We start from the raw sequence: 23,761 nt of genomic DNA, 5'->3' as shown, positions 1-23,761 counted from the left end.
TTGCCGCTCATGGCCAGAATGAGGGCCGCTATCGCGAGATAGCGGCTTTTTTTGATTACATTTCCTGCAATAACAAGGGATTGCTTGCAACCACCGGCAACAAGGGGCAGATTTAACGCCAATTCATGGAGCCGATGCTCAGGTCTACCAACCCTTTCCAGCGCCAAGGATGCGACATGTTTACCTTTTCCCGAGGAGTTCTGCTGCTAGCCTTTCTGACAGTTCTCCCCCCCACTTATGCCAATGAAGAGCCCGCCATGCTGACAAGCGAACATCCAATCCAGCCGCCCGTGGCCGCCAAACATCCCCGCACTCTGAAAAAACACGGGGATACCCGCATCGACAACTACTACTGGCTGCGTGACGACGAGCGGCAGAAGCCCGAGGTGTTGGACTATCTCAAGGCCGAGAACGCCTATACCGAGGCCATGCTCAAGCCGACCCAACCCCTGCGCGAACAGCTTTACAAAGAGATGGTCGCCCGCATCCCCCAGCAGGATGAGTCGGTGCCCTATGTGAAGAAGGGCTACCGCTACCAGACCCGCTATGAGCCGGGCAAGGAGTACGGGATCTATTCGCGCACCAAGCTCGGTGAAGAGCAGGCGAGCCTGCTGCTCGACAGCAACCTGCGGGCTGAAGGGCACGAGTTCTATGCCCTCGGCGCCCTTGAGGTGAGCCGCAACAACCGCTGGCTGGCGGTGGCGGAAGATTTCCTCTCCCGCCGTCAGTACCAGATCCAGTTCCTCGACCTGGAGAGTGGCCAGTGGGCCACCGACAAACTGGAAAATACCTCCGGCAATCTGGTGTGGGCCAACGACAACAAGACCGTCTTCTATGTGCGCAAGCATCCGCAGACCCTGCTGCCCTATCAGGTCTATCGCCATACGCTCGGGACGGATCCGGCCACGGACAAGCTGGTCTACGAGGAGAAGGATGACTCCTTCTACATCAGCCTCTACGCCACCACCTCGGAAGATTTCATCGTCATCGCCCTCTCCAGCACCACCACCGGCGAAGCACGGCTGATCGATGCCAACCAGCCGGAGCACGCCCCCCGCCTGTTCCTGCCCCGTCAGGTGGATCACGAATACAGCCTGGATCACTACCGCGGCCGCTTCTATGTGCGCTCCAACAAGGACGGCAAGAACTTCGGCCTCTACGAGACCAAAGAGAGCCCGGTCGATCGCTGGAAGGCGGTGATCGCCCCCAATCCGGACGTTCTGCTGGAGAGCTACGCCCTGTTCAAGGATTGGCTGGTACTGGAAGAGCGCAACAAGGGGCTGACCCGACTGCGCCAGATCAACTGGCAGAGCGGTGACGAGAAGGAGATCGCCTTCGACGATCCCGCCTATGTCACCTGGCTCGCCTACAACCCGGAGCCGGATACCAGCGCCCTGCGCTATGGCTACTCCTCCATGACCACCCCCGCCTCCACCTATGAGCTGGATATGGCGAGCGGCAAACGCACCCTGCTCAAGCAGCAGCCGGTAGCCGGCTTCAAGGCCGACCAGTACGCCAGCGAGCGGCTCTGGGTGACCGCCCGCGACGGCGTATCGGTGCCGGTGTCGCTGGTCTATCGCAAGGACAAATTCAAGAAAGAGCAGGCCGATGCGCCCAAGAATCCGCTGCTGGTCTATGGCTATGGCTCCTACGGCGCCAGCATGGATCCCGACTTCAGCAGCTCGCGCCTGAGCCTGCTGGACCGCGGTTTCGTCTACGCCATCGCCCATATCCGGGGTGGTGAAGAGCTGGGCCGTCACTGGTACGAAGATGGCAAGTTGCTGAAAAAGCAGAACACCTTCAATGACTTTATCGATGTCACCAAGGCGCTGGTTGAGCAAGGCTACGGTGCCAAAGATCAGGTCTACGCCATGGGCGGCAGCGCCGGCGGCCTGCTGATGGGGGCGGTCATCAATCAGGCGCCCGAACTCTACCGCGGCGTGGTGGCACAGGTGCCGTTCGTCGATGTGGTCACCACCATGCTGGACGAGTCCATTCCCCTCACCACCGGGGAGTATGACGAGTGGGGCAACCCGAACCAGAAGCGCTACTACGACTACATGAAGAGCTACAGCCCCTACGATCAGGTCAAGGCGCAAGCCTACCCCAACCTGCTGGTCACCACCGGACTGCACGACTCGCAAGTGCAGTATTGGGAGCCCGCCAAGTGGGTCGCCAAGCTGCGCGAACTGAAGACGGATGATAACAAGTTGTTACTGAACACCGACATGGACGCCGGCCACGGCGGCAAGTCGGGCCGCTTCAAAGCCTACGAGGATATCGCGCTGGAATACGCCTTTATCCTGGATCTGGCCACCGCGGCCAACTGATCCAGTATGACCCCGGCCCTTGTCACGCAAGGGCCACATAAGAATCCAACCCTAGTTTTTCCCTCTTCCATTTCCCTTCATATCAAATTAATCTTCGGCTAGAAAATGAATGATCGAGGTCATGTTTCTCAAGATTAAACTCCGTGATTTTGCCATTTCGTTTGATTTATGTTGGGTGAATGTGCTTAATCGGAGTGCTTGCAACTTTTTATTTGGCCCCTCAGGGGCCAATTTATCTTCGACCGACAGGAGGTCGGTAACCTCACCACAGGATGAGGGTGACCGCCGGAAAAGGGGGCAATCAACTCCCCCGCTTTCGCGCAACGAGAAGAGCGGGCAAGCCCGGCGCAGAACGGGATTGCCATCAATTTATCCGGGGATCGGATAAACAAAATCAAAGAAAAGGGAGAAAAAATGAAAGGATTAACTTTGGCATGCGCCCTGTCGGCGGCTCTGGTCGGTGTTTCATTCGGTGGTCCGGTACAAGCGCAGGAGCGCTTCGTGACCATAGGCACCGGCGGTCAGACCGGCGTCTACTATGTCGCTGGCCAGTCCATCTGCCGCTTCCTCAATCGCGGCGCCGCCGATCACCAGATCAAGTGCAACGCCCCGGCCAGTGGCGGTGGTGTTGCCAACGTCAACGGCATCCGCAGCGGTGAGTTCAACTTCGGCATCATGCAATCCGACCACCAGTTCAAGGCGATGAAAGGGCTGCCACCGTTCCAGGCCGAAGGGGCCATGGACGATATGCGCGCCGTCTTCTCCCTGCAGAGCGAGGTGTTCACCATCCTGGCTCGCCGCGATGCCAAGATCGCCAGCTTCGACGACCTGAAAGGCAAGCGCGTCAACATCGGCAACCCGGGCTCCGGCCAGCGTGACACCATGGAAGAGATCATGGCGGTCAAAGGCTGGAAGAAGGGTGACTTCGGTCTGGTCTCCGAGCTGAAGCCGGCCGAACAGGCCTCCGCCCTCGGTGACAACAACATCGACGCCATGAGCTACTTCGTCGGTCACCCGAACGGCGCCATTCAGGAAGCTTCCACCACCACAGATGCAGTACTGGTACCTGTGACCGGCGCCGACATCGACAAGCTGCTGGCCGAGAAGAGCTACTACAGCAAGGCCGAGATCCCGGGCGGCATCTACAAGGGCAGCGACAAGCCGACCCCCTCCATCGGTGGCAAAGCGGTGCTCTCCACCAGCGCCAAAACCGATCCGGAAGTGGTCTATCAGCTGGTCAAGTCGGTGTTCGACAACCTGGATCGCTTCAAGCGCCTGCACCCTGCCTTTGCCGACCTGAAAGAGGCCGACATGATCAAGGTGGGTCTCTCTGCACCGCTGCATGAAGGGGCAGCCCGCTACTACAAAGAGCGCGGCTGGCTCTGATTAAAGGCCCCGGGGCCTTTGTCACTCTCTTCGACACCCGTCCGCCGCCTGATTGCGGGGGCGGGTGTCGCTCTTGTTGTACTCGTTGGCACAAGTTAACCCTATGCAAGATAAACAACTCTCTACCGAGGAACTGATCGCCCAGGATGTGGGCGCTCGCCTGCCGCTGGGCCCGCTGGGCTGGATCATCACCACGCTGGCGCTGGCCTGGTCCCTGTTCCAGCTCTGGATCGCCTCGCCACTCCCCTTCATGGTGGGGTTTGGCGTACTCAATGACACCGAAACCCGCTCCATTCACCTCACCTTCGCCCTGTTGCTGGCTTTTCTGGTGTTCCCGGCGTTTCGCTCCTCGCCGCGGGATCGGGTTCCCCTCGGCGATATCGCCCTCGGCCTGATCGCTGCTGGCGCCGCCTCTTACCTGTTCGTGATGTATGAAGCACTGGCGCTGCGTCCCGGCACCCTCACCACCGCCGATCTGGTGACCGCCTGCATCGGCATTCCACTGCTGCTGGAAGCGGCGCGCCGCGCCCTGGGGCCGGCACTGGCGGTCATCGCTATCGTCTTTCTGATCTACAGCCTGGCGGGCACCTGGATGCCGGGACTGCTGGCACATCGCGGGGTAGGCTTTACCGCGCTGGCCAACCACCAGTGGATCACTACCGAAGGGGTGTTCGGCATTGCCCTTGGTGTCTCCACCAGCTTCGTGTTCCTGTTCGTGCTGTTTGGCGCCCTGCTGGAACGGGCCGGTGCCGGTCACTACTTTATCCAGCTCGCCTTCAGCCTGCTCGGTCACCTGCGCGGCGGCCCGGCCAAGGCGGCAGTGGTCGCCTCCGGCCTGACCGGTCTGATTTCCGGCTCGTCGATTGCCAACGTGGTGACCACCGGCACCTTCACCATCCCGATGATGAAGAAGGTGGGCTTCAGTTCAGAGAAAGCGGGGGCGGTGGAAGTGGCCTCCTCGGTCAACGGCCAGATCATGCCACCCGTGATGGGGGCTGCGGCTTTCCTGATGGTCGAATACGTGGGTATCCCCTATGTGGAGATCATCAAGCACGCCTTCCTGCCTGCCGCCATCTCCTACATAGCGCTGCTCTACATCGTCCATCTGGAGGCGCTGAAACTGGGCATGCAGCCCATCGGCAACCATCAGCCCAAACCCTGGCTGCGTCGCCTGACCGGCTTTGCCTTTGGCGCGGCCCTCATCAGCGGCCTGTCACTGGCGGTCTACTATGGCCTCGGCTGGCTCAAACCTGCTCTGGGTGACTACGCCCTGCCGGGGATCTCGGTACTGCTGGCTGCCACCTATGTGGCTCTGTTGAAGATCGCCGCCAGCAATGAACCCCTGCCTGCCGAAGATCCCGACAAGCCGCTCACCGAGTTGCCCAACACCCGCGCCGTGCTGCTCTCCGGCCTGCACTTCCTGCTGCCGGTGGTAGTACTGGTATGGTGCCTGATGGTGGAACGCCTCTCGCCGGGGCTGTCGGCCTTCTGGGGTACCGTGATGCTGGTGATCATCCTGCTGACCCAGCGCCCGCTGCTCAACTGGCTGCGCAAGGACGGCAAGCACGACTACGGTACCGTCGCTGACGGCGTGGTGGATCTGCGGGAAGGGCTGGTTGCCGGTGCCCGCAACATGATCGGTATCGGCATTGCCACCGCCACCGCGGGGATTATCGTGGGTGCGGTCTCCCAGACCGGGGTCGGTCTGGTGCTGGCGGATCTGGTGGAGTTCCTCTCCATGGGCAACCTGCTGCTGATGCTGCTGCTCACCGCCCTGTTGAGCCTGATCCTCGGCATGGGGCTGCCCACCACTGCCAACTACATCGTGGTGTCCAGCCTGCTGGCACCAGTGGTGGTGACGCTGGGGCAGCAAAACGGGCTGATCGTGCCGCTTATCGCAGTGCACCTGTTCGTATTCTACTTCGGCATCATGGCGGATGTGACGCCGCCGGTGGGACTGGCCTCCTTCGCGGCAGCGGCTGTCTCCAAGGGCGACCCCATCAAGACCGGGATCACGGCGTTTTACTACAGCCTGCGTACCGCAGCGCTGCCGTTCCTGTTTATCTTCAACACCGATCTGCTGCTGATCGACGTGGACTTCGCCCACGGGGTGCTGATCTTCATCGTGGCGACCATCGCCATGCTGATCTTCGCCGCCGCCACTCAGGGCTGGTTCCTGGTGAAGAGCCGCTGGTACGAGAGCGTGCTGCTGTTGCTGGTCGCCTTTACCCTGTTCCGCCCGGGTTTCTGGATGGACATGGTGCACGACCCCTATCGCGAGACCCCGCCTGCCCAGCTGGCCCAAACCATGGGTGAAGTGGAGGCGGAGAGCACCCTGCGGCTGCGGATCCTCGGTGAAGATGCAGTGGGCAAGCCACGCAAGTTCACCCTGCTGGTCGCCGTACCGGATGGGGCAAATGGCGAAGAGCGGCTGGCCAATCTGGGGCTGAGCCTCTATGAGCAAGATGGCAAAACGCTGATCGACAACGTCGCCTTTGGCAGCCCGGCCGCCACCATGGGGCTGGAGTTCGATCAGGAGATCCTCACCGTCAAGGCGCCCACCGATCGCTGGCGCAAGGAGTGGATGTGGATCCCGGGCTTCCTGCTGTTCGGGGTGATCGTCTGGCTGCAGCGTCGCCGCAGCGTCAAGGCCGGTTAATCCGCCAGGCAAATAAGACAGAGGGCCGCGATTGCGGCCCTCTTTTTATGGATATCGATCTCGCTGCAGCGGCGATCAGTGACCCGCCAGCTTCATATTCTCTACCAGCACCGAGCCGGTCTTGAGACTGGAGCGCTCATCCTCGTCACGGCCCACCGCCACGATGTGGCTGAACATCTCGGCCAGATTGCCGGCGATGGTGATCTCCTCGACCGGATAGGCTATCTCGCCATTCTCGACCCAGAAACCGGCGGCGCCGCGGGAGTAGTCGCCATTGACGATATTGACCCCCTGCCCCATCAGCTCGGTCACCAACAGGCCGGTGCCCATCTCTTTCAGCATGCCCTGAAAATCCTGGCCGGTATTGGAAACCTGCCAGTTGTGGATGCCACCAGCGTGACCCGTGGTGGTCAACCCCAGCTTGCGAGCGGAGTAGGAGGTAAGCAGCCAGCTCATCAGCTCGCCGTTACGGATGATATCCATATCGCAGGTACGCACCCCTTCCCCATCAAACGGAGTACTGGCGAGCCCGCCCAGCAGGTGAGGGAACTCCTGAATGGTGAGCCACTCTGGCAGGATCTGCTTGCCCAACTTGTCGAGCAGGAAGCTCGACTTGCGATAGAGGTTGCCCCCGCTGATGGCCATTACCAGATGGCCCCACAGGCCGGAGGCAGTATCGGGGTGGAACAGCACAGGGGCATGGCGGGTAGAAATCTTGCGGGCGCCGAGACGGGAGACGGTACGCTCCACCGCCTCGTCGGCGATGCGCTGCGCGCTCCAGAGCCCGTCGAGGGAACGGCTGGAGGAGTAGCCGTAATCCCGCTGCATGTCGCCATCCTGCTCGCCGATCAGCACGCAGCTAAGGGAGTTACGCGACGCCGCGTAGCCTTTGACGAAGCCGTGGCTGTTACCATAGACCTTGATGCCAAGATGGCTGGAGAAACCGGCACCGTCGGAGTGCTTGATACGGATATCGCGACCCAGAGCGAGTCGTTCGCACTCGATGGCCAGATCGATGCCGCGCTGGGGATCCAGCTCGATTTGGTGACACAGTTGCAGGTCGGGGGCATCCCAGGCCAGCAGCTCGGCGTCCGCCAGACCGGCGCAATCATCCGCCGAGGTGTGGCGGGCAATCTCGATGGCCGCTTCAACGGCGGCACGAATGGCGGGTTTGCTCAGATCGGTGGTCGAGGAAGATCCCTTGCAACCATCGCGATAGACGGCGATGCCGAGGGCGCCATCCTTATTGAATTCAATGCTTTCCAGTTCACAACCCCGGGTGTTCACCGACAACCCGGTCTGCTTGCTGATGGAGACTTCGGCCAGCGAGGCGCCCAGTCCTTTGGCTATCTCCAGGGCTTCGGCAACCACGGCCTCGAGATGGGCTTGATCCTGGCGGATTTGGTCTTGCTGATCCATAACTCACATCTGTATGAAAGAAGGAAAGGGGGGTAAGCATATCAGACCCCTGCGCCCAGCGGGAGAAGCTGGTAACATATCCGCCAAACGTGAATGACAGGAATCAAGAGACCGATGAGTCAATATCAAGACGACAACGAGTTCGAAGACTGGGGCCCCAGCAAGAGCCAGCTCAAGCGCGATGCCGAAGCATTGCAGAAAATGGGGGAAGAGATCGTCTCCCTCAGCCACAGCGAGCTGGAAAAAATCCCGTTGGATGAAGAGCTTGCAGAAGCTGTCGAGCTGGGTCGCAAACTCAAGCCGAAGAAGGATGAGTCCTTCCGTCGCCATCTGCAGTTCATCGGCCGCCTGATGCGCAGCCGCGATATCGAGCCGATTGCCGAAGCGCTCTCCATCATCAAGAACCGTCACTCCACCGTGAATGCGCGCCTGCATCGCCTGGAGCAGTGGCGCGAGCGCCTGATCACCGAAGGTGACAGCGCCCTCAACGAGCTGATGTCCCAGTTCCACGAACTGGATCGCCAGAAGCTGCGCCAGCTGATCCGCTCCGCCAACAAGGAGCGGGAGCTGAACAAGCCGCCGGTCGCCTACCGCGAGATGTACCAGTATCTGCGCGGCGAGATCGAAGACCTGCTGTGATCCCCGAAACACGCCTCCCCTCGGGGAGGCGTGTTTATCTTGATGCCTTTTCCCCTACCCCCTCCCTGTGCGTTTAATATATCCACCACTCTGGTGTTCCTGGCATACATCCCTATCCGTTTTTCCCAGTAAAATCGCCACTAAAGAACCATTCAAAACTATTGCATTAACAATTTTGCATCATTTTGTTTGACATATTGAACAGCCTTGGCAGACTGGGGAGAGGATCCAGGCTGTCGCTGCCGAGGCTGACCGACGATTCGATTCTGCCACCCGGTAAGACGCGGGATCCCATGACCATACCTTGAGGCATGCCCTTGCCCAGCCGATGTGCAAGGGTCTGCCCAAGGTGCAGGATGAGACTTCAACGCCAGGGATAATCAGGGTGTTCTATGCCAAATTCCATACTCGTCACCAACCGTAAACCCGTCGTGCTGATGACCATGGGGGCCCAGCCCCGCAACGGCCACGCCTATCAGGTAATGACCCACAAATACATCATGCCGCTGGTCGAGATCAGCGGCTGTGTCCCGCTGCTGGTGCCCACCTGCTGTGGCACCGCCGATCTGGAGCAGTATCTGGATCTGGCTGACGGCATCTATCTGAGCGGCGCCGGCTCCAACATCGATCCGGCGCTTTACGGACAGGAGAACCTCACCCCGGAGAAACAGCAGGACAGGGATCGCGACCTGTTCGATCTGCCCCTCATTAAGGGAGCCCTCGCCCGTGGCATGCCGATCCTCGGGATCTGTCGCGGCATGCAGGAGATCAACGTGGCACTGGGCGGAGATATCCACCAGAAGGTCTACACCGAACCGGGTTATGACGATCATCGGGAAGATGCCGACGATCCGGTCGACGAACAGTATGGGCCAAGTCATCAAATTGAGCTGCTGCCGGGCAGCTGGTTTGCCGAACTGATGGGGGCTGAACAGATACCGGTCAACTCCCTGCATGGACAGGGGCTAAACCGTCTTGGTGATGGCCTAGAGCCGCTGGCCCATGCCGAAGATGGACTGGTCGAGGCCATCCATGCCCCTACCCTCTCCCCTTTCCTGCTGGCAGTACAGTGGCACCCGGAGTGGAAAGCCAGCGAGAATCCTCACTCCATCAAGATCTTCCAGGCCTTTGGTGACGCCTGCCGACGCCGTCAGAGAGATAATCGTTAACGCTTATTCACCAAATCCTCGCGCCTTGAGCTTGGGCAATCCGCCCCGCTCGGGGCGCAGGGTACGGCAAATATCCATCCCCTTGAGCCCACGCTGGATATGATCAGGCGAATGGCCAAACACCATGCCGTTGCTGCGGTAGAGGTTGTTGTCATCCAGCTCGAACTTCTCGCCGCCGATCAGCAACTGCTCGCGGCCATTGACCGTATCACCCCGTTTGATGGGCACCTTCATATCGCTCAGCACCTCGCCGGTGGCACACCCCTCGCGCCAGCGCGCCTCGCTGGAGAAGGGGCTAATAGCTATTTCACGCCAGGAGCCATCCCGGAATTCGACCCGATACTTCTCGACCAGCAGATCGCAGCCAGCCAGTGGCAACAGGGCCATCAAACAGATGATTTTCTTTGAAAATTTCACTCAATCGCACTCCTTTGCCCGGTTCTGCACAGGATAAATAAATTGCTGCCCCAACGCACCATTTCCCCGTGCCGGAACGGCTATGCTGGAAATAAAACCATCACAAGGGGCCGTCATGTTCAGCGACAACCTCACTGCGCTACCCACACTGATATGGATCCGCGAACACCCGTTCTGGACCCTGCTCACACTCTCTCTGATGCTGCTCCACTTCTGGCGCCGCCCCGGGCAACGACGGGAGCTGCTCTCCGAGCTCAGCTTCGTGATGATAAGCACTGTCGTGATCCTGCTGATCCAGTTGGAAGGGGGCTGGTTCAAACTGCCGCTGCCCCATCAATTGCTGATCGAGATCTCCACCCTGCTGGCGGGCCTGATATTGGTAAAAGTGTGGGGGATACTGCTGTTCGAATTTCTTCTGCCCCTCTGCCAGATCCGCATCCCGCGGATCATCGCCGACATCGTCATCACCATCGGCTATATCGGCTGGGGTCTGTTTCGCCTCTACGCCTCCGGCATGGCGCTCGGGGAGATAGTCACCACCTCGGCGGTGATCACCGCGGTCATCGCCTTCGCCATGCAGGATACTTTGGGCAACCTGCTGGCCGGGGTCTCCATCCAGCTCGACAACTCCATCGCCATCGGGGACTGGCTGCAAGTAGACACCACCCAGGGCCGGGTGGTGGAGATCAACTGGCGTGCCACCACCATCGAGACCCGCAACTGGGAGACCGTCGTCATCCCCAACAGCCATCTGCTCAAACAGCGCTTCACCGTGCTCGGGCGTCGCCGTGGCGAGCCGCTGCAGTGGCGACGCTGGGTCTGGTTCGATCTGACCCTGGATACCCTGCCGACCCAGATCATCGCCCTGATCGAGAAATCCCTGCGAGAGACCAAGCTCCCCTGCGTCGCCAAGCATCCGCAACCGGACTGTCTGCTGATGAATGTCGAGGGGGGGATTGCCCGCTATGCAGTGCGCTACTGGCTGACCGATCTGGCTCGCGATGATCCGACCGACTCCATGGTACGCAGCCTGATCGATGCCGCCCTGCGTCGCAACGATCGCCGCCTTACCCCACCGATCTTCAATGTCTTTATGGCCAAGGAGAAGCAGCACCTGGATGCCCGCCACAAACGCCACACGGTCGAACGCACCGCGACCCTGCGCAAGTTACCTCTGTTTGCCATGTTGCAGGAGGATGAGCTGATCAGACTGGCGGACCAGGTGAAGTTTGCCCCCTTTGTCAGCGGTGACATCATGCTTGAGCAGGGAGAGGTCTCCAACTGGCTGTTCGTACTGGTCAAAGGGGAAGCCGAGATGCTGATTAATCTGGAAGGGAAAGAGTTGAAACTGGGCACTCTCGGCGCAGGTGACTTCTTCGGGGAACTGAGCCTGCTCACCGGCGAACCCAGTACCTTCACCGTGCGGGCGGTGGCCACCGTCGAAACCTATCGCATCAATCAGAGCATGTTCCAGGAGCTGGTCGCCCAGCGCGAGTCACTGGTCGAGCCCCTCTATCGAGTACTGAGTGACCGTCAGCAGGAGCAACAGGCACTGCTGGAACGAGAGGCAGAGTCAATGAAACGGCCACCACAACAGCTTGATCTGCTTGATAAACTGATGAAGCTGTTCGGGGGCAGATGACGTAGCATGGCATCTTGTTGAGGACGTGAAGAGAGAACAGCAGCCATGTTACTGACAACCCTGGCCCTTGCCGCCAGCCTGCAATTTGATTGTCCTGCCACCATCGAGGCTCGCCAGCAGCTGCTGACCCCGCAGCAGGGCTGGCAGGCCGTGACCCGCAACGACAACGGCAAACTTGGCGAGCGCCTCACCCATCGGCTGGATCGTCTCTCCCTGTTTGACGGAAATCCCGATGAGCGGGTCCAGCTCAAACCGGATAACGGCGACAGCGACGAGATCCACTACTGGAGCCAGCTCGATAGCAGCCTGCGCCCCCTCTATCTGGTCTGCCGCTATCAGAACAGCGCCATCACCCTGCAGCAGGCGCTGCCCGTCGGCATCAGTTACTGCCGCGTCAACCAGCGCGACCGCTACACCCTGCTCGGGTTGGTTTGTCGCAAATAGCGGGCGTAACCCCTTGCCATATATCGCTATTCGCTGACAGCCATTACCGCCTGAGCGTGGCCACCCGCCAGCGCCATCAGAGCAGCAGCTCAGCCAGCTCCTCCAGTGCCGTCAGCTCCACGTCCGGCAACTGTTGCAGCCGTTGCCACGGTTGCTGCCGTTCGTTGAGCCAGGCGGCGCGAAAGCCATGCAGACGGGCACCCAGTACATCGGTCTCGGGATGATCCCCCACATGGAGGATCCGCTGCGCAGGCAGCTTGAGGGCACTGCGGGTCTGCTCAAACATATCCGGCGCCGGTTTCATCCTGGCGCCCGCCCCCGCCTTGCAGACCAGCGTGAAGTAGCGATCCAGCCCGGCCTGAAGCAGATCCAGATTGCCGTTGGTGATGACCACCAGCGGGTAGCGTTCGGCCAATCTGGCCAGCAGCTGATGAGTGGACTCGCTCACATCGATCTTCGAGCGCTCTGCCAGAAACGCAGCAAAGACCTGCTCCGCCTCGCGACTGGCCTGCTGGTCGGCCATCCCCCCCTCGACCATGGCGGCGCGGATGGTCTGCTGGCGCGCCAGGCTGACATCGTGGCGCAGCCCGGGGTTGGCCAGCAACACAGCGCGTTTTAGCTCCAGCCAGCGTGGCTTGTCGAGCATGGCTGTCGCCAGATATTCGCTGCGCAGATGGCTCAACATCCACTGCTCGGCCCGCACGATGGCGGGGCCGTTGTCATAGAGGGTGTCATCGAGGTCAAACGAGATGGCAGCAACCGGCTGCCAGCGGCGATAGAAGTGCATGGACTATCCTCTGCAACGGGGCTCAGGGCCCGTTATTCATCGTCCTGCGCATCCGGGTCACGCTTGGCCCTGGGGTGGGCGCTGTCGTAAACCTTGGCCAGATGCTGGAAGTCGAGGTGGGTATAGATCTGGGTGGTGGAGAGGTCGGCATGTCCCAGCAGCTCCTGAACCGCCCGCAGATCGCCGGAAGACTCCAGCATATGGGTGGCGAAGCTGTGGCGCAGCTTGTGGGGATGGACGTGGGCGTTAAGCGCCTGCTTGTTGCCCCAGCCATCGAGGCGGGCCTGCACCGAGCGCGCCGACAGCCGCTGCTTGCGGTTGGAGACAAACAGCGCCTCGCTCTCATCCCCGGCCAGCAGCGGGCGCACCTTGAGCCACTTCTGCAGCCACTCGACCGCCATCCGGCCGATGGGCAGCACCCGCTCCCGCGAGCCCTTGCCGGTCACCTTGAGCTGGCGGTCGTCGAGCTTCAGATCCACCAGATTGATCCCCACCAGCTCGGCCAGACGCAGCCCTGAAGAGTACATCAGCTCCATGATGGCGCGATCCCGCACCGCCAGCGGATCCTGCTCGTCGGTAATGTTGAGCAGCTGGTGCATCTCGTCCACATCGAGGTTTTTCGGCAGCGGCCGCCCCTGTTTGGGGGTGACGATACCGCGAGCCGGATTGGCGGTGAGCCGCCCCTGCCGCACCTGCCAGTCGCAAAAGCTGCGCAGGGCCGAGACCTTGGTGGAAAGGGAACGAGGAGCAAGGCCCCCCTTGTGCATCCGGGTCACCAGAGTGCGCACCTGACTCACCTCGAGCCGACCCCAATCAGTGAGCCCGAGGGCCACCAGCTCGGCGGTCATCGCCTCCAGATGGGCTTGATAGTTATTGCGGGTATGAGGGCTGAGCTGACGCTCGACCCTCAGGTATTCGATAAAGGCCGCCAGCTCGTCCGCCAGTGCCGCAGGCAGTGGCGGTGCGATGACGGGTGCTTTGGCAGGCGCCTTGGCCGGTGTTCTAGCCATGAGTCAACTCGGGCAGACGCAGTTGCAGCAGGCGCCCCAGTTGGCCCAGCAGCAGGGTGTCGTTGTGGGGAGTAAAGTGGCCGGGATCCGAGCTGGCGAAGGCCAGCACACCGAGATCGCCGAGCCGCATCAGGGCCACCGAGTTGACCAGCACATCATGGCCAAACAGCGCCTGCTTCTCGCTCTGGCTCAGGCGGCCAAAGTAGTAATTCTGCCCCGGCAGACGCTGACCCAGCAGGGATTCGAGCTGCTTGCCCTGCGCCAGAAAGCGCTGCTCGGGCCCGCTCAGGGCAAACTTCTTGGGATTGAGCCAGAGCCGCAGCCCGGTCAGGCGCAGCCGCTGGACAAAGGCCTTGCCCATCACGGCACTTACCTCGAACAGGGTCTGGCAGCCGTACAGCTCGCCGTAGAGATCGGCATAGACCCGGAAGATCCGCTCGTTTTCGCTGGCGATCCCCATCAATTCGGTGATCTCCTGCTCCAGCTGTTCGATCCGCTCGCGCTGACGCTCCAGCTGGCGCTCGACCAGCGAGACCGACCCTTTGCGTTCATGGGGAATGCGGATCCGGTCCAGCACGGCGGCATGGCGTTGGAAAAACTCGGGATAACGGGCCAGGTACTCCAGCACAGTGGCTTCATCCACCGATTGCTCCTGCCGTTTGAGTTCGCTCATAAATTGGTTGATCCATCAGAGAAATGGGGCTCGCTGCCCCGACATCATGGGCAAAGGGGGCCAGCGCCCCCCGTACCTGAACCTTTATCGGCTAAACCTCTATCTGGCCGTCAAACACATGCTCGGCGGGGCCTGTCATGTAGACCGGCTGGCCCGGCCCCTTCCAGGCGATGGTCAGCTTGCCGCCCGGCAGGCTGACGGTGACCCGCTCCTTGAGCTTGCCCTGACTGATGCCAATCACCGCCGCCGCACAGGCACCGGTGCCGCAGGCCAGGGTCTCGCCACAGCCCCGCTCGAATACACGCAGTTTGATCTCGGTAGCATTGACCATCTCCATGAAGCCGACGTTGACCCGCTCGGGAAAACGCTCGTGGCGCTCCATGATGGCACCGAGCGTCTCGACCGGCGCATCGGCGACCGAAGGCACCTCGATGACGCAGTGGGGATTGCCCATGGAGACCACGCCACACATCACGGTATGCTCCTGCGCCCGCAACAGATAGGTTTTCTCTGCCTTCTGGGCCCGGAACGGGATCTTGCCCGGCTCAAACTGGGGAACACCCATGTTGACCGTGACCTGATTCTCCCCCTCCAGCTGCAACACGATGCGACCCCGGGCGGTACTGACCGCAATGCGATCCCGGTTGATCAGCCCCTTGAGACGCACGAAACGGGCAAAACAGCGGGCACCGTTGCCACACTGCTCCACTTCGCTGCCATCGGCATTGAAAATGCGATAGTGAAAGTCGAGTTCAGGGTCATAGGGCGGCTCCACCAGCAGCAGCTGGTCAAAGCCGATCCCGAAGTGGCGATCTGCCAGCTTCTTGATGACGTCATTGCTGAAAAATACCTTCTGGGTGACGCCATCCACCACCATGAAGTCGTTGCCCAAGCCATGCATCTTGGAAAAATCTATCAACATCGTGCATTCCTGTGCTGTTAGGGCTGTAAATACTCACCATCAACCACTATGAAGTCATTGGCCACAACCCCATGCATCCTTGAACAATCTGTACACATCGCGCACTCCTGTGCTGTCAGGGCTGTAAAATTCTGTCATCTCTATCTACTGCATCAGGGCAGCAGGTGCTCACCGCGCCAGAGATCGGCCAACTGCTCACGCTCGCGGATCAGGTGCGCCTCGGCACCATCCACCAGCACTTCGGCAGCGCGCGGACGGGTGTTGTAGTTGGATGACATGGTAAAGCCGTAGGCACCGGCCGAGCGCACTGCCAGCAGGGAACCCTCGGCAATGGCCAGAGTGCGCTCCTTGCCGAGGAAGTCGCCGGTCTCGCACACCGGGCCCACCACGTCATAGATCGCGGGAGCATGGCCGGCACGGCTATCCACCTCGATGATGTTCATCCAGGCGCCGTAGAGCGAAGGGCGCAGCATGTCGTTCATGCCGGCATCGATCAGCGCGAAGTTGCGGGTCTCGCCCGGCTTCAGGTACTCGACCCGGGTCAGCAGCACACCGGCATTGGCGACGATGGCGCGGCCCGGCTCGAACAGCAGGGTCAGATCCCGGCCCGCCAGCTTCTGCTTGAGCGCTTCGGCATACTCGGTCGGATGAGGGGGCTGCTCGGAACCATAGTTGACCCCAAGGCCGCCCCCCACGTCCAGATGGTGGATATGAATGCCTTCTGCAGCCAGACCGTCGATCAGCCGCAGCAGCTTGTCAGCCGCTTCCATAAAGGGATTCAATTCAGTGAGTTGCGAGCCGATATGGCAATCCACCCCGACGATCTCGATGTTCGCCATCGCGGCCGCCTTGCGATAGATGGCGGGCGCCAGCTCGATGGGAATGCCGAACTTGTTCTGCTTGAGGCCAGTGGAGATATAGGGGTGAGTACCGGCATCGATATCCGGATTGACCCGCACCGAGACACGAGCCTTCTTGCCCATGCTGCCCGCCACCCGATTGAGGCGCTCCAGCTCGGCTTCCGACTCCAGATTGAAGCAGAGGATCTCTTTATCCAGCGCAAGGCGCATCTCCGCTTCACTCTTGGCAACACCGGAGAAGACCACCTTGGCCGGATCACCGCCCGCCGCCAGTACCCGCGACAGCTCGCCACCAGAGACGATGTCAAACCCCGAGCCCAGACGAGCCAGCAGGTTGAGCAGCGCCAGGTTGGAGTTGGCCTTCACCGCGTAGCAGATCAGATGGGGAATATCGCCAGCGGCCTTGTCAAAGGCGTGCCAGTGGCGCTCGAGGGTCGCACGGGAGTAGACGTAAAGCGGGGTACCGTACTGCTCGGCAAGCTGTTGCAGCGAGGTTTGCTCGGCCTGAAGCTGGCCGTCGGCGTCGTAGTTAAAGTGATCCAAGGGGGCGGTTCCTTCCTAGAATGGGTGCGGCATTAGTGCGGCGCGGCCTCGGTGGCAGCCTCAGTGGTCGCAGGCGGCGCTGCTTGCGGTGTACTCTGGCTCTGTGGCTGCTCGGGGGGCGGCATATAGAGCGGCCCCTTCAGACCGCACGCGGCCAACCCGAGGGACAGAAGAGTGGCAAGCAGACACTTGGTGAACTGGGTGATCATAATGGTTCGCTGCGAAAAAATTTTTGGCCCTCTATAATCGCACTCACATTGTTAAAAGCAACAGGATAAACCGATGAAGGATCACGAGTATCACGCCCTGACCGACGCCTTTTTCCAATATGTGGAAGACACGCTCGACGAGGGGTATCCGGATATCGACTGCGAACGCAACGGTGGCGTATTGACCCTCTCTTTCGAGAACAAGACCAAGGTCATCATCAACAAGCAGGAGCCACTGCACCAGATTTGGGTCGCCACCCGCGAGAACGGCTTCCACTTCGAACTGCAGGGTGACACCTGGATCGACAACCGCTTCGGCCACGAGCTCAAGGCGCTGTTGAGCCAATCCTGCTCCGCCCAGGCGGGTGAAGAGGTGGTGTTTCCATGATCGACCTGTACCCGCAGGGCGCCCGTCACGCGGTGATCTGGCTACACGGGCTGGGTGATTCCGGCGCAGGTCTCGCCCCACTGGTGGACGCACTGGATCTGCCCGCCGAGCTGCCGGTGCGTCACCTGCTGCCGGATGCCCCCGAGCGCCCCATCACCATCAACATGGGCTACAAGATGCGCGGCTGGTACGACATCAAGAGCTTCGAGGATCCCGCCGAGCGGGCCGTGGAGTCCCATGTCCGTGAATCAGCCGACCAGATTGCCGCATTGCTGGATCAGCTGGTGGCCGACGGGTTTGCCCCCGAGCATATCGTGCTGGCAGGCTTCTCACAGGGCGGGGTAATTGCCTCCTTCACCGCGCTGCGCTATCAGGCTACGCTGGCGGGCTTGCTCTGCATGTCCACCTATCTGGCTGCCCCCGACAAGCTGCTCGGCGAGATGAGCGAGGCTGCTCGTGCTCTGCCCATCTGCTACATGCACGGCATCTACGACGATGTGGTGAGCCTGTCGCTCGGTTGGGATGCCAAGAACCGGCTGGAAAGCGCCGGGCTCGACCCCGAGTGGCACGAGTACCCGATGCGTCACGAGATCTGCCGTCCGCAGCTGGGCGACATTCGCAGCTGGCTGCTGGCCCGCCTCGGCGCCTGAGCAACCGCAAAAGCAAACGGCCTGCATCTGCAGGCCGTTTTTATGGCGACTTACCCTCGCGGGTCACCCGACATCACGAGTGGGTGACACCTGCTCACGCGGAGCTCCCTGGCTGCGATAGGGGATCACTGCCAGCTCGCTCCCCTGCTGCACTATCTCGTAGTACTGGGGCAGGTTGAAGTTGATGAACTGACCATCATCGCTGAACCGCTCGTGGTTGGAGGTGTAGAAGCGGTTGACCCCCGCCACCAGCTCATCCTTGTTGCCGGCAAAGTGCTGGTAGATCTCCACCCGGTTCGCCTCATCGAGGATGTAGATGTTGGTGCCCGCATCCCGGGTATCGAAGAAGAACTGCACCAACCCTTCGCTGGCGTAGGCATCGACTATGCTCGGCAGATGCTGGCTGTGGGTCTTGTCGAGCCGCAGCGGCAGGTGATCCAGCTTGTTGTGGGAGATGTGACGGTAAAAATCGATGGCGTTCTCCAGCTTCTTCACCGACACCCCGCGCCGCTCGAAGAAGATGCCGTACTTCTCGCGGCCAAGGGCCATGGTCTTGACCAGCTGCTGCTTGTCGCGGGCAAGGCGCAGATCGATACACTCCGCCACCAGCTTCTGGAAACGGGAGCGCACCAGAGATCGGAAGTGCTGGCTATAGCAGAACACCTCGATCATCTCGGGGGCGGCGGCATCCTGATGCATCTTGCCGAGGATGGTGGTGAGGGCATCGACCACAGCTTCATCCCCCTGGAAGTGCAGAGTACGGATCTCGCTCCAGGAGTTGCGATAGACCAGATCCACCGAACCGACCAGACACTCCTGATTGCGACCGAACGAGAAGACATCCACTGTATTGGCGTCAAATTCGATCACCTGACCGACCCAGTGGCTAGTCGGGTCCATCTCCAGGTTGAGGAAGATGGAGAGCTGACGGATCTCGCACGGCCGACTGAGCGCCAGGTTGGTGGCCAGCGGGTACTTCTCGGGGAAGCAGCCGGAGAGATCGCGGCAGAACTGGTGCAGATTGTCGATGTGCAGATCCGAGCCCTGATTGAACAGGTGCACCCGCGACTGGGGGGTCAGCAGATCGTTGAAGTAGGCCCAGGAGACCAGCTTGCTGATGTAGCCGTTGAACTCGAGCGGCGCGCGACCAATGATGTCCACCGGCTCCAGCGAATGTTTGTAAAGATACCAGCCGGCGCGGTTGAGGCGACCGTGGGGCACCTGCACGAAGCTAAGGTCGGGCTCGCTCAGATCCGGCGCGATCTTGAGGTTCACCCGCTGCACCTTGCCCGGCAGGCTCTCGAACGCGGCGTATAGTTTGCGCGACAGGATGCCGATATCTTCCGGGTTGATCGACTCGCTGATGTTGTTGCGACGGGCGAACTGGATCAGGTTGCGGTAGCTCTGCATCAGGGCCTCCAGCAACTCGGCATGGGCGATCTTCACCTCCTCGACCTTCCACTCGTGGCGATGATCGAGGTGGTACAGTTTATCCTGGCTCCAACCCCAGTAGGAGACCAGTTGGCTCATCTGCTCGCGGCGCCACTCGGGAGAGTGATCATCCTTGGGATGACTGAGGCCATCGCACACCTTGAGGTAGAAGCAGCGGCGCACCAGATCGAGTCGCGCCATGTCGCCGATGGACTTGAGGTAATTGGTCACCTTGTCCAGCATCAGACAATAGTTGTCGAGCCGGTAGTGCATCCCCTCGTTGTGCTGAAACCAGTCGCGGCTGATCATCGATAGCAACCGGGTGTTGGGGTACTCGTGGGAATAAGCCTCCATCAGCACCGACTTGAGCACCGCCTTATAGGGGGAATCGATCCCCTTGTAGAGCTGCCACAGGGCAGAGCCGAAATACTCCTCCGCCGGAATCCGGTCAAAACTGCCGAGATCGAGCCAGTCATCCTGCCTGAGCTTGCCACTCTCGAACAACCCGTTCACATAGTCGTCGTAGTGATCATCACACTCGGTGGGCACCAGATACCAGATCAAGCGTTTGCCCGCGATACGCATGGCGCTGCGGTAGAACTCGTCAAGCAGCAGCAGGTGCTGGGCGCTGCCACAGCTCTCTCCCTGCATCTCGGCATCGTTGGTCTGGCGGAACTTGTCTTCGGGGATCAGGAAGAAGTTGAGGTCGACCCCGCGCTGCTCCGCCCACTTGGAGAGCAACCGGCACTTCTGCTCCAGCAGGGCGAGCCGCTCCTGCGACAAGCCAGCCACGTGGCAAACCCAGATATCGAGATCGGAGTGACAGCACTGGCCGATGGAGGAGGTGCTGCCCATGGAGTAGAGCCCCTGAATGGCTCGATCATGGGTTGCCAGGCCGCTCTGACAGTTGGCGTTGCGACAGAGGTCATCGATAAAGGCTTGCTGCTCGGCGCTGGCGCTGAAGCTCCAGATGCCATGAGGAACATCACCGGAGACATAACCGGGGAGCAGGGGGTGATTGAAGTGCAGCATGACGGGCAGCAGTTGGAATACCTGCTGCCCGTAGCGACTCATGAGACCTAACGCCCGTTGCGTCTTGAGACGGGTAATGTCGTCATAACGCGCAACCAGCGTATCGATGTGTTCCTGCAATGCCCTGCCTATCACCTAAGTGAAAATGACGCACCAAAAGAGGGATACGTCAAAAAAGTGTGATCATGTTAACAATGCAAACAGCGGTGGTAAACAAGCCTTCAGCTAAACGTCAGATTATTTCTGGTATGACCACATCAAGTATCAGGGGAAATCATTAAATTCCAATGCATTCAATGAATTAATCAAGGCCGCTTGCTTAATGAAAATCATTTTCAGCATGCATTTTTGAGCTTGGCCCCGCTTTTGCCGGCTCCGCCATGAAAGCACGGGCAAAGGGTGGTAATATCGATTTCCTTCTAAAAATGAAACAACTGATTGATATGGCAGCCCGAACCCTGAAAATTGCCACTCGCAAGAGCCCTCTGGCCCTGTGGCAGGCCAACTTTGTCAAAGACCGGCTCGAAGCCCTGCACCCGCAGTTGCAGGTCGAACTGGTGCCCATGAGCACTCAGGGTGACAAGATCCTCGATACCCCGCTGGCCAAGGTCGGTGGCAAGGGGTTGTTCGTCAAGGAGCTGGAGACCGCCATGCTGGAAGGGCGGGCCGATATCGCCGTTCACTCCATGAAAGACGTGCCGGTGGAGTTCCCCGAGGGACTTGGTCTGCACACTATCTGCGAGCGGGAAGATCCCCGCGACGCCTTCGTTTCCAACCGTTTCAAAGCTATTGCCGAACTGCCGCAAGGGGCCGTGGTCGGCACCTCCAGCCTGCGCCGCCAGTGCCAGTTGCGCGCGGCGCGCCCGGATTTGGTGATCCGCGACCTACGTGGCAACGTCAACACCCGCCTCGCCAAGCTGGATGCCGGTGAGTACGACGCCATCATCCTCGCCGCCGCCGGTCTGAAACGACTGGAGATGGCGCACCGCATCACCGCCTTTATCGAGCCGGAGCAGAGCCTGCCCGCCAACGGTCAGGGTGCCGTCGGTATCGAATGTCGCCTCGACGATGTTGAGCTTCACGCCCTGCTGGCGCCGCTGGAGCACGCCGAGACCCGCGCCCGGGTGCTGACCGAACGCGCCATGAATCGCGCCCTGCAAGGGGGATGTCAGGTGCCTATCGGTGCCTACGCACTGGTCGAAGGCGAGCAGATCTGGCTGCGCGGTCTGGTGGGTAGCCCGGATGGCAGCCAGGTAATCCGTGACGAGATCCGCGGCCCGCTGGCCGATGGTGAGGCCCTCGGCGAGCAACTGGCCCAGCGCCTGCTGGCCGCCGGTGCCGACGAGATCCTCGCCGAGGTCTACCGCGCATGACCCCGCTGGTGGTGCGTCCGGCCGCCCAGGCCGCCGAACTGGTGCAGTTGTTGCGCCAGCACGGCCATGCACCACTCTGCTGCCCGCTGCTGGAAACCGTGGCGGGCAGCGAACTCCCTCTCCTGCCCGACCTGCTGCGCAGTGCCGACGTGGTTATCGCCGTCAGCATCCATGCCGTTCATTTTGCACACGATTTTCTGTTGCAAACTGGTCAGACCTGGCCACATATTGAGTACTTTGCGGTGGGTCAGGCCAGCACAGATGCGTTTGCAGCCATCGGCATCACGGCGAGCTGCCCGGATGACCCGCGCAGCGAAGGGCTGCTGGCCCTGCCCGCCCTGCAGCAGGTAGCAGGCAAACGGGTACTGATCCTGCGCGGCAATGGCGGGCGGGATCTCATCGCCAGCACACTGGCCTCACGCGGTGCTCTGGTGCACTATTGTGCGGCCTATGAACGCCACTACCCCGAGCTAGACGGGGAGACATTGACCCGCCACTGGCAGGCAGCGGGGCTGGACAGCCTGCTCATTACCAGTGGTGAACTGCTGCAACGGCTGCTGGAGCTGGTTCCCGACCACCAGCGGCCCTGGCTTTTTGACCGCCTGCTGGTGGTCCCCAGCCCGCGAGTGGCCGAGATGGCCCACTCCGCGGGCTTTATCCATATCACGATTGCCCAAGGTGCATCCAACCAGGCCCTGACGGCCGCACTGGAACTGAGGAAGATGGAATGACAGAACAACAAGAATCCCAGGTAAAACCCCAGCCGACCGCTGCGGTCAATGGCAGCAAGAGCCGCTCCGGTGCCGTACTGGGAGGGGTCGCCATCCTGCTGGCCCTTGGCCTGACCGGCGGTCTCTATCTGCACGGTCACAAGAATGCCGTGGCCCAGCAAGCCGAACTGGCCCAGCTCAAGCAGCAGCTGGCGAGCGCCCTGAGCAAGATCGACCAGACCAGCAGCAAGGATGCCGAGCAGCTGGCCGCGCTGGATCAAACCCAGCAGCGGCTGCAAGGGGAGATGCAAGGTCTGCAGAACCGGGTACTGGATCTTAACGATAAACGCCCCAACGACTGGATGCTGGCCGAATCCGAGTATCTGGTTCGGATGGCGGGTCGCAAACTGTGGCTGGAGCATGACCTCGTCTCCGCCATCACATTGCTCGGCAATGCCGACGAGCGGATCGCCGCCCTCAACGACCCCAGCCTGATGCCGATCCGCAAGGCGCTGGCCGAGGATATCGCCAAGCTCAAGGGGATGCCGCGCATCGACCGCGAGGGACTGACCCTCAAGCTGGCGGCACTGTCCGACCAGATCGAGCTGCTGCCCCTCTCCACCGTCAGCATGCCGGAAGCCAAGGCCGAGCCGGATCAAGCGGTCAGCACCAATCCAGACGAGTGGGAGAGCAACCTGAAGAAGAACTGGGTCAAGTTCACCGAGAACTTCGTCACCATCCGTCGCCGCGATGGCGCGGTCGAGGCGCTGCTCTCGCCGCAGCAGGAGATCTTCCTGCGTGAAAACCTCAAAACCAAGCTGTTGCAGGCCCAGCTCTCCGTCTATCGCGAGCAGCAGGCGCTCTACGAAGACAGCTTGGACAAGGCCCAACGCTGGCTGACCCAGTATTTCGACACCGACAACAGCGCCACCCGCTACATGCAGGGCGAGATCGACAAGCTCAAGGGTGAGCAGATCCAGATCGACTATCCGGCCCAGTTCAAGACCCAGGCCATGCTGGAGCAGGTGCTGACCGAACGCCTGCAACGCATTCTGGCCAGCAGCTGAG

At 60.8% G+C, this 23,761-nt stretch carries 21 protein-coding genes; 12 read left to right on the top strand and 9 right to left on the bottom strand.

Features of this window, described 5'->3' with window-relative positions; translation table 11 throughout:
- Positions 1 to 176 precede the first annotated feature (176 nt).
- The 3 genes from I6L44_RS18420 to I6L44_RS18410 all read left to right on the top strand — a co-directional run bounded on the left by I6L44_RS18420 (position 177) and on the right by I6L44_RS18410 (position 6,375).
- A complete protein-coding gene (locus I6L44_RS18420; RefSeq protein WP_216952732.1) occupies positions 177 to 2,330 on the top strand; it encodes a S9 family peptidase in 2,154 nt (717 codons plus the stop codon).
- A gap of 414 nt (positions 2,331 to 2,744) precedes the next feature.
- Positions 2,745 to 3,716, top strand: coding sequence for a TAXI family TRAP transporter solute-binding subunit (locus tag I6L44_RS18415; RefSeq protein ID WP_005339950.1), 972 nt, complete (start codon positions 2,745 to 2,747; stop codon positions 3,714 to 3,716).
- A 103-nt stretch (positions 3,717 to 3,819) separates the two neighbouring features.
- Positions 3,820 to 6,375, top strand: a complete 2,556-nt coding sequence (locus tag I6L44_RS18410) for a TRAP transporter permease (protein ID WP_216952731.1) — start codon at positions 3,820 to 3,822, stop codon at positions 6,373 to 6,375.
- Positions 6,376 to 6,450: 75 nt separating this feature from the next.
- On the opposite strand, the gene pmbA is transcribed toward I6L44_RS18410, so the two are convergent.
- Positions 6,451 to 7,794, bottom strand: coding sequence for a metalloprotease PmbA (gene pmbA, locus I6L44_RS18405; RefSeq protein WP_216952730.1), 1,344 nt, complete (start codon positions 7,792 to 7,794; stop codon positions 6,451 to 6,453).
- Between the two features lie 114 nt (positions 7,795 to 7,908).
- Here pmbA and yjgA point away from each other — a divergent pair, with 114 nt between their 5' ends.
- Positions 7,909 to 8,433 carry a ribosome biogenesis factor YjgA gene (gene yjgA / locus I6L44_RS18400; RefSeq protein WP_005336359.1) on the top strand — a complete coding sequence of 175 codons (525 nt, stop codon included), beginning with the start codon at positions 7,909 to 7,911 and terminating at the stop codon, positions 8,431 to 8,433.
- 392 nt (positions 8,434 to 8,825) lie between these two features.
- Positions 8,826 to 9,602, top strand: a complete 777-nt coding sequence (locus I6L44_RS18395) for a gamma-glutamyl-gamma-aminobutyrate hydrolase family protein (RefSeq protein ID WP_216952729.1) — start codon at positions 8,826 to 8,828, stop codon at positions 9,600 to 9,602.
- Between the two features lie 3 nt (positions 9,603 to 9,605).
- Here the strand turns inward: I6L44_RS18395 and I6L44_RS18390 are convergent, their stop codons facing one another.
- Positions 9,606 to 9,989: a hypothetical protein gene (locus I6L44_RS18390; RefSeq protein WP_216954496.1), complete on the bottom strand. Its 384-nt coding sequence runs from the start codon at positions 9,987 to 9,989 to the stop codon at positions 9,606 to 9,608.
- A gap of 145 nt (positions 9,990 to 10,134) precedes the next feature.
- Between I6L44_RS18390 and I6L44_RS18385 the strand changes: the two genes are divergently transcribed.
- Both I6L44_RS18385 and I6L44_RS18380 read left to right on the top strand, forming a co-directional pair.
- On the top strand, positions 10,135 to 11,661 hold the full coding sequence (locus I6L44_RS18385) for a mechanosensitive ion channel family protein (RefSeq protein WP_216954494.1): 1,527 nt from the start codon (positions 10,135 to 10,137) through the stop codon (positions 11,659 to 11,661).
- A gap of 45 nt (positions 11,662 to 11,706) precedes the next feature.
- Positions 11,707 to 12,105 carry an STY0301 family protein gene (locus tag I6L44_RS18380; RefSeq protein WP_216952728.1) on the top strand — a complete coding sequence of 133 codons (399 nt, stop codon included), beginning with the start codon at positions 11,707 to 11,709 and terminating at the stop codon, positions 12,103 to 12,105.
- 76 nt (positions 12,106 to 12,181) lie between these two features.
- On the opposite strand, the gene I6L44_RS18375 is transcribed toward I6L44_RS18380, so the two are convergent.
- The 6 genes from I6L44_RS18375 to I6L44_RS18350 form a co-directional block, all read right to left on the bottom strand.
- A complete protein-coding gene (locus tag I6L44_RS18375; RefSeq protein WP_216952727.1) occupies positions 12,182 to 12,892 on the bottom strand; it encodes an HAD-IA family hydrolase in 711 nt (236 codons plus the stop codon).
- Positions 12,893 to 12,924: 32 nt separating this feature from the next.
- Positions 12,925 to 13,902, bottom strand: coding sequence for a tyrosine recombinase XerC (gene xerC, locus I6L44_RS18370; RefSeq protein ID WP_254204237.1), 978 nt, complete (start codon positions 13,900 to 13,902; stop codon positions 12,925 to 12,927).
- The gene (locus tag I6L44_RS18365) at positions 13,895 to 14,575 is read right to left on the bottom strand and encodes a DUF484 family protein (protein ID WP_216952726.1); all 681 of its coding nucleotides are present in this window, start codon (positions 14,573 to 14,575) and stop codon (positions 13,895 to 13,897) included. The genes xerC and I6L44_RS18365 overlap by 8 nt, the downstream gene beginning before the upstream one ends.
- Before the next feature lie 91 nt (positions 14,576 to 14,666).
- Entirely contained in the window at positions 14,667 to 15,497 is an 831-nt protein-coding gene (gene dapF, locus I6L44_RS18360) for a diaminopimelate epimerase (RefSeq protein ID WP_005336371.1), read from the bottom strand.
- Between the two features lie 152 nt (positions 15,498 to 15,649).
- The gene (gene lysA, locus I6L44_RS18355) at positions 15,650 to 16,900 is read right to left on the bottom strand and encodes a diaminopimelate decarboxylase (protein ID WP_088868282.1); all 1,251 of its coding nucleotides are present in this window, start codon (positions 16,898 to 16,900) and stop codon (positions 15,650 to 15,652) included.
- 32 nt (positions 16,901 to 16,932) lie between these two features.
- A complete protein-coding gene (locus I6L44_RS18350; RefSeq protein WP_019444858.1) occupies positions 16,933 to 17,109 on the bottom strand; it encodes a lipoprotein in 177 nt (58 codons plus the stop codon).
- A gap of 73 nt (positions 17,110 to 17,182) precedes the next feature.
- On the opposite strand from I6L44_RS18350, the gene cyaY reads away from it, so the two are divergent.
- Both cyaY and I6L44_RS18340 read left to right on the top strand, forming a co-directional pair.
- The gene (cyaY, locus tag I6L44_RS18345) at positions 17,183 to 17,497 is read left to right on the top strand and encodes an iron donor protein CyaY (protein ID WP_106843461.1); all 315 of its coding nucleotides are present in this window, start codon (positions 17,183 to 17,185) and stop codon (positions 17,495 to 17,497) included.
- Entirely contained in the window at positions 17,494 to 18,147 is a 654-nt protein-coding gene (locus tag I6L44_RS18340) for an alpha/beta hydrolase (protein WP_216952725.1), read from the top strand. Before cyaY ends, I6L44_RS18340 begins: the two co-directional genes overlap by 4 nt.
- Before the next feature lie 63 nt (positions 18,148 to 18,210).
- Here I6L44_RS18340 and I6L44_RS18335 read toward each other — a convergent pair whose 3' ends face one another.
- A complete protein-coding gene (locus tag I6L44_RS18335) occupies positions 18,211 to 20,730 on the bottom strand; it encodes a class I adenylate cyclase (protein ID WP_216952724.1) in 2,520 nt (839 codons plus the stop codon).
- Positions 20,731 to 21,053: 323 nt separating this feature from the next.
- Here I6L44_RS18335 and hemC point away from each other — a divergent pair, with 323 nt between their 5' ends.
- The 3 genes from hemC to I6L44_RS18320 are packed head-to-tail and all read left to right on the top strand — an operon-like array spanning position 21,054 to position 23,760.
- Positions 21,054 to 21,983 carry a hydroxymethylbilane synthase gene (gene hemC, locus I6L44_RS18330; protein WP_139740585.1) on the top strand — a complete coding sequence of 310 codons (930 nt, stop codon included), beginning with the start codon at positions 21,054 to 21,056 and terminating at the stop codon, positions 21,981 to 21,983.
- Positions 21,980 to 22,714, top strand: a complete 735-nt coding sequence (locus tag I6L44_RS18325) for a uroporphyrinogen-III synthase (protein WP_106843458.1) — start codon at positions 21,980 to 21,982, stop codon at positions 22,712 to 22,714. The genes hemC and I6L44_RS18325 overlap by 4 nt, the downstream gene beginning before the upstream one ends.
- Complete coding sequence (locus I6L44_RS18320) at positions 22,711 to 23,760, top strand: uroporphyrinogen-III C-methyltransferase (RefSeq protein ID WP_005336380.1); 1,050 nt, start codon at positions 22,711 to 22,713, stop codon at positions 23,758 to 23,760. The genes I6L44_RS18325 and I6L44_RS18320 overlap by 4 nt, the downstream gene beginning before the upstream one ends.
- Position 23,761 lies beyond the last annotated feature (1 nt).

This window comes from Aeromonas sp. FDAARGOS 1414 (genome assembly GCF_019047065.1).
In the GTDB taxonomy this organism is placed as follows: Bacteria; Pseudomonadota; Gammaproteobacteria; order Enterobacterales; family Aeromonadaceae; genus Aeromonas; species Aeromonas veronii_A.
The sequence above is the reverse complement of the archived record's forward strand: the minus strand, read 5'-3'. Positions and strand labels throughout refer to the sequence as shown.